This is a genomic window from Paenibacillus thermoaerophilus (assembly GCF_005938195.1).
Taxonomy (GTDB): Bacteria; Bacillota; Bacilli; order Paenibacillales; family Reconciliibacillaceae; genus Paenibacillus_W; species Paenibacillus_W thermoaerophilus.
This window is the reverse complement of sequence record NZ_VCQZ01000001.1, coordinates 301,450-311,572: the sequence shown is the minus strand read 5'-3', so window position 1 is coordinate 311,572 and position 10,123 is coordinate 301,450. Positions and strand designations below refer to the sequence as shown.

Below are 10,123 nucleotides of genomic sequence, written 5' to 3'. Positions count from 1 at the left end.
CGACGCCGACGCCGGGCTGCCTGCGGCCGCCCCAGGCCGAGCGCCCGCGTCCGCCAGCTGCCCCGGCACGGGCGCGGCGCCGCCGTTCGGCTGGGCGGCCGCCTGCGCCTGGCCCGGCGGAACGCCCGCAGCGCCCGCGGCGCTGCCTAGGCCGGACCGTCCGCCGCCCGCGACGGCGGCGGACGCTTCCGGCTCCACGGCCGCACCCGCCGCCGTCCATACGGCGCGTACGGCATCCGCCAGCTTCGACGCCAACTGGCGCGACGCCTCGGAGCCCGCCGCTCCTCCGGCCAGCAGCCGGTCCAGTTGCGCGCCGAGCTTCTCCAGCAGCTCGTGCGCGGCAGGCCCGGACAACGCCGCCTGCAAGGCCTGAAGCGCGCCCGCTGTCAGCGGCAGTTGGCGCGCCAGCGCGACCGCCGCCGCCCGAGCGGCATCGCCCATCGGCGTTCCCTTCGGCATGCCCTGCCACGCTTCCAATACCGCGCGCAGATGGTCCGCCGTCAGCGGCACGCCCTCCCGCGCCATCGCGCGCAGCATGGCGCGGTTGTCCGGGCTGGCCTCCATCCCCCAGCCCTTCAACAGTTGCCGGGCCGCTTCGTCCGACAGCTCGGCCGTGCCGCCGGCGAACGGCTTCAGGATAATCGCGCCTTGACCCGTCGGATCGCTCTGCACTTGCAGCAGCGTCGGCTGGCCGGCCGGGAGCGACGTCTCCAGCTTCGCCTTGACCGGCACGCCGTTGATCGAGACAAGCGCCTCTCCTCCGTCCAGCGGACGCACGACGGTTCCCTGCACCAATTGTCCCGGCCTCAATTCGATCGTCCGGGCCTCCTGGCGCGGCCCTCCGCCGGCCAGCGACCGCACCAGCCCGTCCCATGAGATCTGCATCGTCCGTCCTCCCCGTTCCTCATCACGCCTTCGGCGTTCGTCTATGTACCGCTATTATCGGCAACTCGCCGCCGATCCTGCAGCCCGCGGGTTATTCCCTCAAAACAGCGTCAACTGCTCCTGTTCGGCCAGCAGCTTGCCCAGAAACGACCTCCGGTGCATCGGGCTCGGCCCGTACAGCAGAATCGCTTCGCGGTGCGCCTTGGTCGCATATCCTTTGTGGCCGGCTATTCCGTATTCGGGGCAGAGCGCGTCCCATTGCTCGCACAGCCGGTCCCGGGTCACCTTGGCCAGGATGGACGCCGCTGCGATCGATTGGCTCAGCGCGTCCCCGTGAATAATCGCCGTCTGCGGCAAGCCGCCGTCCACCCGCTCCGCGTCGACCAGCAGGTAATCCGGCCGAACGTCCAGCTTCTCGACCGCTTGCTTCATCGCCAGCCTCGCCGCCTGCTTGATGTTGATCCGGTCGATCGTCTCCGCATCGACCCGCGCGATGCCGTACGCCACCGCCTCCCGCACGATCAAATCGTACAACTGTTCCCGCTTCGCCGCCGTCAGCTTTTTCGAGTCGTCCACCTCCGGCAGTTCGAGCCCCTGAGGCAAAATCACCGCCGCAGCGACGACATCGCCGAACAGGCAGCCGCGCCCCACTTCGTCCACGCCCGCGATGCGGACAAATCCTTCCGCCCATAACCGGCGCTCGTGTTCCAGCCGGTCCGCCGTCTCCGTCGCGGCCTGCTTCGGCTTCGACGTTCGACCGGACCGTTCCTTCCGTTCCTCCATCGGTGCGTTCTCTCCCATCGTCTCCGAATCTCCGATTCTTCCATTGTACACCGGAACGGATGCGGGGGCCAGCACGCATCCGCGGCACAAAAAAAAAGAACCGCACGCCGTTTCGGCGCACGGTTCCTCCGTGGATTCACTCCGGTCTTTCCCAACTGATTCTGCCCAGCTTGCCCGTGCGGATATCCCGCAGCAGCGCCATGCCGGTTTTGGCGTAGCTCACCTGGCCGCCGCCTTCGAGACAGCCCCGCCTGCGGCCGATCGCCTCCATCAGCTCGACGAACCGGGCATGCAGCTCGGGATCGGCGATGCTTGTGACAGAGCCTTCGGGCCGCCCTTCCGGTTCGTCCCCGGCGGCCTTCTCCGGTTCGGCAGGCGCTTCGGGCACGTCCAGATCCGCGCCGTACCGTTCCTTCAGCCGGTCGCCGTAATATCGGGCCAGATACTGCAGGGCGAAAAACGCCACCTCTTCCGCCGCGATAATCTCGTCCTTGATCGCGCCGGTCACGGCCAGGCGGAAGCCGACGCGCTGATCGTCGAACTTCGGCCAGAGAATACCCGGCGTGTCCAGCAGTTCCATGTCGATCGACGTTTTGATCCACTGCTGGCCCTTGGTGACGCCCGGCTTGTCGCCTGTCGCGGCAACCGCACGGCCGGCCAGCGTATTGATCAGCGTGGACTTGCCGACGTTCGGAATGCCGACGATCAGCGCCCGGATCGGTCTCGGCTGTATGCCGCGGCGGATCATCGCTTCCCGCTTGTCCGCCAGCAGTTCCTTGGCCTTGGCTTCGATCGCTTTCGCCTGTGCGCCGCCCGAGGCCCGGATCGGCATTGCTTCCAGACCTTTGGCGCGAAAATGCTTTACCCACTCCGACGTTACGGCGGGGTCGGCCAAATCTTCCTTGTTGAGCAGCACCATTCTCGGTTTTCCCCGCAGCAGGCTGTCCACCATCGGGTTGCGGCTGGACAGCGGCAGCCGGGCATCGACCAGCTCGATGGCCAAATCGATCAGCTTTAATTTATCCTCGATCTGACGCTTGGCCCGGGTCATATGCCCCGGAAACCATTGAATATGCATCGGTAGATCTCCCTTCAGGCCGCCTGCCCGTCATCGCGCCAGCTTGATATGGGACAAGGGCCAGAACACGACTTCGGCGCGGCCGACGATCTTGTCGTACGGCACGAGCCCGACGGCATTCGACCGGCTGTCCGAGCTGTGAGAGCGGTTGTCGCCCATGACGAACAGCGTGCCGGGCTGAACTACCGTTTCTTCCTTGTTCGTGTTGTTGTAGTCGACGCCCCGGGCTTTCGCCGCTTCGATCGCTTCCTTCAAATACGGCTCGTCGATCGGTTGACCGTTGACATAGACCGTATCGCCTTCGACCTTCACGCGGTCGCCGGGAACGCCGATCACGCGTTTGATGTAATCGCGGCCGTCGGGCGCAAGAAATACGATGACTTCCCCCCGCTTCGGATCGCGGAAGTCGTACAAAATTTTGTTGACGATCAGACGTTCGCCGTCATAAAAGTTTGGTTCCATCGATTGCCCGGAAACGAGAAAAGGAGAGAACAGCAGCCACCGGATCAAAAAGACGAGCGCCAGCGCGATGACAAGCGCCTTGATCCACTCCCAAGCTTCGCTTTTGACATTGACTTTTTCGGTATTGTCACTCATTAGGCTATCCTCCGCCCGTTTTGCGAATTCAAGGGAAAACGAAAAGGAGCTTGGAACCCAAGCCCCCGGTTTCGTCTATTAGCGAATTTCTTGGATACGTGCCGCTTTTCCGCGAAGACCGCGAAGATAATACAGTTTCGCGCGGCGAACTTTACCCCGGCGAGCCACTTCAATCTTCTCCAGCTTCGGCGAATGCACGGGGAACGTTCTTTCAACGCCTACGCCGTAGGACATTTTGCGAACCGTAAACGTTTCGCTGATGCCGCCGCCGCGGCGCTTGATGACAACCCCTTCGAACAACTGAATCCGCTCGCGGCTTCCTTCAATAACCTTCACGTACACTTTCAGCGTATCGCCGGGACGGAAGTTCGGAATATCCTTGCGGAGCTGTTCTTGCGTAATTTCGCGAATCAGGTTCATCGATGACTCCCTCCTTCCACTCAGGCGTTCTTGCCGCTCATATGCGCCGTTTGCGCATGTTCATCGCTGACAGAGGACCGCCGATCTGCACAACAAGAAACATATTACCATAGGATCGGGGCGATTACAAGATTTGCTTACGCGGAACCGCGGGGCTGTTCCGGTTGCCCGGCGTCCTGCTCGCCCGCGGCTTGCCGGAGCTCTTCCAGCCAGCGGCGATCCTTGTCCGTCAGCTCGGCCTTCTCCAGCAGGTCGGGACGGCGCTGCAGCGTCCGGCGCAGCGATTCCCGGCGCCTCCATTCGGCGATCCGCTCGTGATGGCCCGAGAGCAGCACGTCGGGAACTTTCCAGCCGCGAAAGTCGGCCGGCCGGGTATAATGCGGATATTCCAGCAGGCCGGTGCTGAACGAGTCCTCGCTGGCCGACGCCTCGTTGCCGAGCACGCCCGGCAGCAGCCGGACGACCGCGTCGACGACCACCATCGCCGCCAGCTCGCCGCCGGTGAGCACGTAATCGCCGATGGACAGCTCGTCCGTGACGAGATGCTCGCGGATTCGTTCGTCGTAGCCCTCATAGTGGCCGCAAATCAAAATCAGGTGCGATTCGCGGGCCAATTCCTCGGCCTTTCGCTGGGTGAATCGCTCCCCCTGGGGACACATCAGGATGACGCGGGGACGGGAACCGCTTGTCCGGCCTTCCGTAAGCGACTCTACCGCCGCGAACAACGGCTCGGGCTTCAGCACCATCCCGCCGCCGCCGCCGTAAGGCGTGTCGTCCACCGTCCCGTGCTTGCTGTTCGAGAAATCGCGGAAATTCACCGTGCCGAGCTTGACCAGCCCTTTGCCGCGCGCTTTGCCCAGAATGCTCGCGCCGAACACGCCCTCGAACATTTCCGGAAACAAGGTCAAAACATCGATTTTCATGAGGCCCTTCCTTTAATCGTCGATCAAGCCTTCCATCAACCTGACCGTGATGGTGCGGGAGGCCACGTCCACGTTCAGCACGACCTCGTCGATCACCGGCAGAAGCGCCGGCTTGCCCTTCGGCCGCTTCACGACCCATACGTCGTTCGCGCCCGGCCTGAGGATGTCCTCGACGACACCAAGCGAAGACCCGTCTTCCAGCAGCACGTCGCAGCCGATGATATCGCGGAAGTAATATTCGCCCGGCTGCAGCGGAACGCGCTGCTCGTCCTCCACCTTGACGGCCCATCCCTTGAACCGCTCCACCTCGTTGATGTTGTCGAAAGCGTCGAACTTGACGATATACACGTTTTTCTGCCCGCGGGACCGTTCGACCCGCACCGGCTCCTCGGCGCGGCCCTCCGGATGGACAAGCAGCAATTGGCTTCCCTTGGCGAACCGGACGTCGGGAAAGTCCGTTTGCGGCCATATTTTGAGCTCGCCGCGAATGCCGTGCGTATTGATCACCTGGCCGACCGTCAACCGTCTCCGGGGATCAGGCATCGTCTCCCACCTCCTTCGTTGCATACGGAAAAGGGTTAGGATACGCTCCTAACCCTCATTGTTTCCCAGCCGCACGGGTTTTCAATCGACGATATCCACGAAAACCCGCTTGTTCTCGCGCGCCGCGGCGGACGTTACGACCGTACGCAGCGACTTTGCGATGCGGCCTTGTTTGCCGATCACTTTTCCGACGTCGGACGGGTGCACTTGCAGTTTGTAGACGACGGAGTCCTCGCGCTCCTCGACCGCGACGGACACGTCGTCGGGATGATCAACCAGCCGTCTGGCAATAACGGTTATCAACTCTTTCATAGGCCCCTCCGATCGAACGGATTACTTCTGAAGCTTCGACTCGTGGAACTTCTTCAGAATGCCGGCTTTGCTGAACAAGCTGCGAACCGTGTCGGACGCTTGCGCGCCGTTATGCAGCCATTTCAGCGCTTTCTCCTCGTCGAGATTCACTTGAGCCGGTTGAGCGACCGGGTTATAAGTGCCAATCTCTTCGATGAAACGGCCGTCGCGCGGGGAACGCGAGTCGGATACGACGACGCGGTAGAACGGCTTTTTGTGGGCGCCCATACGCTTCAGACGAATGCGAACTGCCATCTCTGTATCACCTCCTTGACAGAATCAACAGCTTATCGGTAAACCGTCAGAACGGAAACCGGAATCCTTTTCCGCCCATTTTGCCTTTCATGAAGTTTTTCAGGCCGCCTTTCGGCCCCTTCGGTCCCATCATCGACGAGAATTGCTTCATCATCTTGCGCATATCCTCGAACTGCTTCACGAAGCGGTTCACCTCTTGAACCGAGTTGCCGCTTCCGAGGGCGATCCGTTTCTTCCGGCTGACGTTCAGCAGATCGGGGTTCGCCCGCTCTTCCTTCGTCATCGACTTGACGATCGCTTCCATGCGCGCCATCTGCTTCTCGTCGACCTTCAGATTCTTCATTTCCTTGAGCTGGCCGGCCCCCGGCAGCATGTCGAGCAACTGATCGAGCGGCCCCAGCTTCCGGACCTGCTCCATCTGTTCGAGGAAATCGTCGAACGTGAATTCGGCGTTGCGCATTTTGCGCTCCAAATCCTTCGCCTTTTCCGCGTCGATGCTCGCCTGGGCTTTCTCGATCAGCGACAGCATATCGCCCATGCCGAGGATGCGCGACGCCATCCGCTCCGGGTGGAACGGCTCCAGCGCGTCGATCTTCTCGCCCATGGCGGCGAACTTGATCGGACAGCCGGTCACCGCCTTGACGGAGATCGCCGCGCCGCCGCGCGTATCGCCGTCGAGCTTCGTCAGCACGACACCCGTCAGCGTCAGTTGCTCGTTGAAGCTCTGCGCGACGTTAACCGCGTCCTGACCGGTCATCGCGTCGACGACAAGCAGCGTCTCGGTCGGCTTCGCGATATCGCGGATGTTCTTCAGCTCGTCCATCAGCGCCTCGTCGATATGCAGCCGGCCCGCCGTGTCAATGATCACCGTGTCGAATCCGTTCTCCTTGGCATGTTGCAGCGCTTGGGCCGCGATGTCGACCGGATTCGCATTGTCGCCCAGCGTGAACACCGGCACGTTAATCTGTCCGCCGAGCACCTGAAGCTGCTTGATCGCCGCCGGGCGGTAGACGTCCGCCGCCACGAGCAGCGGCTTGTGATTTTGCTTTTGCAGCAGCCTTGCGAGCTTGCCGGACGTCGTCGTTTTGCCGGCGCCCTGCAAGCCGACCATCATAATAACCGTGGGCGGCCGGTTCGAGCGCTCCAGTCTGGCATTGGAGCCGCCCATCAGCGCCGTCAGTTCCTTGTTGACGATGTCGATGACGACCATGCCGGGCGTAAAGCTTTTGGCAACCTCTTGGCCAAGCGCTTTTTCCTTCACGTTGGCGATAAATTCCTTGACGACCTTGAAGTTGACGTCCGCTTCCAGCAGCGCCAGACGAACCTCGCGCATCGCTTCGTTGACGTCGTCTTCGGTCACTTTGCCTTTGCCGCGCAGCTTGCCGAATACGCTCTGCAACCGGCTCGCCAATCCTTCGAATGCCATAAAATCGCACCTCCTTGCCTGAATGGTGGGCCTGGTTCGCAGACTCACCTTAACGAACTTAAGTGTTCTGATCTATGTACGGATGAGACCATCCGCCGGATTCGCCGCGCCTTCCTTTATTCCGCCTGTTCGATCCGTTCAAGCATCGGTTCGAGCCGTTCCCGCAGCCCGGGAACATGCTCCAGCTCCCTGCGAAGCGCATCCAGGGCTTCCCGCCGGGCTTGATGCTTCTCCACGAGTCCCAGCTTCGACTCGCAGTCTTCCAGCGTCTGCTCGGCGCGCTTCAAATGCTCGAATACGGCCTGCCGGCTGATCTCGAACAGATCCGAGATCTCGCCCAGCGAATAATTGTCATGATAATAGTAACGAAGCACCGTCTGCTGCTTCTCCGTCAGGAGAGGCTCGTAGAAATCCAGCAGCAGGTTGATCCGGTTTGTCTTCTCGAGGGCTTCCGTCAAGCGTGATCCCCCCTGTCAAGGCAAATGCCTTTACATCTCGAACAACTTCTTCATCATACCGGATGCGGGATGCCGTGTCAAGGCCTTCGCCTTGTCAAGCGTAGAACGCCCCGCTGCGGGAAAACGCCAGGACGCCCCGGGACAACGTCGCCGCATACAGCTTGCCGCCATGAAGGGCGACATCGGTAACGGGAACGCCTCTTTTGACCGCGAGCAGGTCCGGCCGATCGCGGAGCCGGCGCAGCTCGAACAAGCCTCCGTCGGTGCAAGCGTACGCGCGACCCCGCAGCTCGCTGACGCCAAACACGAACAGGCCGCCGAACCGGTACCGCTCAAGCTTGCCCCGGCGGTCCCCGACCAGCAGTTCCCCTGTGTCCGTCGAGCCGACCAGCGCTCCCCGGTAAGCGGCCAAGCTGGTGACGGAGGCGCCCAGGCCGATCTCCGCCCACGAACCGGCGTACCGGTCGTACCAGGATAACCCTTCGCGATTGCCGAGCAGGATCGATTGGGGCGTGACCAGGAAATCGTATACGGCCGAGCCCGAGTAAGCCAGATGGTACCAGCCGCCTTTGCCGTCGCCGCACCAGAGGCCGTATTCCGTCGCCGCGAACGGCACGCCGTCGAACTCTTTCAATTGATAGCTGGGAATAGCGATGTCGGTCGGACTCCAACCGTCCTGGCCGTGCACGTATAATCCGTCCCGGGTGCAGGCGTAAAGCCTTCCGCCATAGGTACGGAGCCGGTTGACGGTCGCCTCGGCGGGCAGCCCGCCGTCCAGTTTGTGCCCGAAACCGGCTTCGTCCACCCGGAACACGCCGTGGCCGACCGAAGCGGCGGCTATCCCGACGCCGGGACAAGAAGCCACCGAAGAAAAAGGAAACAACAGCCGGTCACGGGAATAAGACATAACGGAAAGGAACATCCGGATAACCTCCTATTTTGAACCGTTTGTATTCGATATGGATTCGCCATTCATCGAGATTCGCAGAAGTGGCGCGGCCCGGCAGACCGTCCGCGCCGAATAGCGTCGCCTGCCTCCATCATAACTGAGAATCATTCTCAACGTCAATGTGCGCGCCGCCCTGTCTCCAATCAAGCCCTGGCCCTCGACCTTCTGCCTCCCCTTTGACCGAACCTTCGGCTCGCGATTCAAGGCCGCCAAATCCGTCTCCCGCTTGTCGTATACGTTCGCAGCAGCTTCAAACGTCCCCTTGTGTTTTCGAAGTCTTTAGCCGCAGCTTGACCCGGCCGCGTTTTATAGCGCATGCAACCCCGGCGTGCCTCAGGAGGCAGCCAGCCCTCTTCTCCGGGATCGCCTCTCGCTATATCCGGCGATCCGACGATAAAAAAAAGCGCGCCCTCAGGGCGCGCCCTTCTTAAGCCTTCGATTGTTCTTCCTCGCGGTTGATCGCATCCGCGAACAACGCGTGCACGAACTGCTCGGAGTCGAACTCCTCCAGATCGTCCATCTTCTCGCCAAGGCCGACGAACTTCACCGGCAACTGCAGCTCCTGCCGGATCGCCACCACGATTCCGCCTTTGGCCGTACCGTCCAGCTTCGTCAGCACAAGACCGGTCACGCCGGACTTGTCGCCGAACAGCTTCGCTTGCTGCAGCGCGTTTTGCCCGGTCGTGGCGTCCAGCACCAGCAGCGTTTCGTGCGGACCGTCCGGCACCTCGCGGCGAATGACCCGATAAATTTTGTTCAGCTCTTCCATCAGGTTTACTTTGTTTTGCAGCCGTCCCGCCGTATCGCACAGCAGCACGTCCGCCCCCCGCTGCTTCGCGGCCTGGAGCGCGTCGTAGATGACGGCGGCCGGATCGGCGCCCGACTGCTGCTTGATCACGTCGACGCCGACGCGTTGTCCCCATACCTCAAGCTGCTCGATCGCGCCCGCGCGGAACGTGTCTCCCGCCGCCAGCATGACCCGTTTGCCCTCGGACTTGAGGCGGTGGGCCATTTTCCCGATCGTCGTCGTCTTGCCGACGCCGTTGACGCCGACAAACAGAATCACGGTCAGACCGGAATCCGCCATCCGCAGCCCCCTGCTCTCCTCCGAGCCGCGGAGCAGCTCGACGAGCTTCTCCGACAGCACCGGACGAAGCTCCGCCGGGTCCTCGATCTTGCGCTTGCGGACTTCGGCGCGCAGATCGTCGATCAGCTTCATAACCGTATTCACGCCGACGTCGGCGCCGATCAAAATCTCTTCCAGCTCCTCGTAAAATTCCTCGTCGATTTTTTTCCGGCGCGAGAACAAATCCTCGACCTTGCCCACGAACGTGTCCCGCGTCTTGGCGAGCCCTTCGCGGAATTTGGCCGTCACCTCTTCGGTTTTGGCCGAGATGGCCTCTTTCAGCCGTTTAAAAAAGCTCATGTGTTGTCCGCCTCCGATATGTTGGCCCG

Annotated in this window: 12 protein-coding genes and 1 pseudogene; all 13 read right to left on the bottom strand. The window is 61.9% G+C overall.

The window, feature by feature from the left end; translation table 11 throughout:
- Positions 1–885, bottom strand: a pseudogene (locus FE781_RS01455) (hypothetical protein); the annotation flags it as partial.
- Between the two features lie 99 nt (positions 886–984).
- Positions 985–1,686 carry a ribonuclease HII gene (locus FE781_RS01450; protein ID WP_246067979.1) on the bottom strand — a complete coding sequence of 234 codons (702 nt, stop codon included), beginning with the start codon at positions 1,684–1,686 and terminating at the stop codon, positions 985–987.
- 118 nt (positions 1,687–1,804) lie between these two features.
- Positions 1,805–2,746, bottom strand: a complete 942-nt coding sequence (gene ylqF, locus FE781_RS01445) for a ribosome biogenesis GTPase YlqF (RefSeq protein WP_138787834.1) — start codon at positions 2,744–2,746, stop codon at positions 1,805–1,807.
- Between the two features lie 30 nt (positions 2,747–2,776).
- Positions 2,777–3,343 carry a signal peptidase I gene (lepB, locus tag FE781_RS01440; protein ID WP_138787833.1) on the bottom strand — a complete coding sequence of 189 codons (567 nt, stop codon included), beginning with the start codon at positions 3,341–3,343 and terminating at the stop codon, positions 2,777–2,779.
- A 78-nt stretch (positions 3,344–3,421) separates the two neighbouring features.
- Positions 3,422–3,763, bottom strand: coding sequence for a 50S ribosomal protein L19 (gene rplS / locus FE781_RS01435; protein ID WP_138787832.1), 342 nt, complete (start codon positions 3,761–3,763; stop codon positions 3,422–3,424).
- A gap of 137 nt (positions 3,764–3,900) precedes the next feature.
- Positions 3,901–4,686 (bottom strand): tRNA (guanosine(37)-N1)-methyltransferase TrmD, encoded by a 786-nt coding sequence (gene trmD / locus FE781_RS01430; RefSeq protein WP_138787831.1) that lies wholly within the window; start codon positions 4,684–4,686, stop codon positions 3,901–3,903.
- Between the two features lie 12 nt (positions 4,687–4,698).
- Complete coding sequence (rimM, locus tag FE781_RS01425) at positions 4,699–5,229, bottom strand: ribosome maturation factor RimM (RefSeq protein ID WP_138787830.1); 531 nt, start codon at positions 5,227–5,229, stop codon at positions 4,699–4,701.
- A gap of 81 nt (positions 5,230–5,310) precedes the next feature.
- Positions 5,311–5,541, bottom strand: a complete 231-nt coding sequence (locus FE781_RS01420; RefSeq protein ID WP_138787829.1) for a KH domain-containing protein — start codon at positions 5,539–5,541, stop codon at positions 5,311–5,313.
- Between the two features lie 21 nt (positions 5,542–5,562).
- Positions 5,563–5,835, bottom strand: a complete 273-nt coding sequence (gene rpsP / locus FE781_RS01415; protein ID WP_138787828.1) for a 30S ribosomal protein S16 — start codon at positions 5,833–5,835, stop codon at positions 5,563–5,565.
- Positions 5,836–5,881: 46 nt separating this feature from the next.
- On the bottom strand, positions 5,882–7,261 hold the full coding sequence (gene ffh / locus FE781_RS01410; RefSeq protein WP_138787827.1) for a signal recognition particle protein: 1,380 nt from the start codon (positions 7,259–7,261) through the stop codon (positions 5,882–5,884).
- Positions 7,262–7,377: 116 nt separating this feature from the next.
- Positions 7,378–7,719, bottom strand: a complete 342-nt coding sequence (gene ylxM / locus FE781_RS01405) for a YlxM family DNA-binding protein (RefSeq protein WP_138787826.1) — start codon at positions 7,717–7,719, stop codon at positions 7,378–7,380.
- Positions 7,720–7,813: 94 nt separating this feature from the next.
- Entirely contained in the window at positions 7,814–8,641 is an 828-nt protein-coding gene (locus tag FE781_RS01400; RefSeq protein WP_170209388.1) for a hypothetical protein, read from the bottom strand.
- 454 nt (positions 8,642–9,095) lie between these two features.
- The gene (gene ftsY, locus FE781_RS01395; protein WP_138787824.1) at positions 9,096–10,094 is read right to left on the bottom strand and encodes a signal recognition particle-docking protein FtsY; all 999 of its coding nucleotides are present in this window, start codon (positions 10,092–10,094) and stop codon (positions 9,096–9,098) included.
- Between the last annotated feature and the right edge of the window lie 29 nt (positions 10,095–10,123).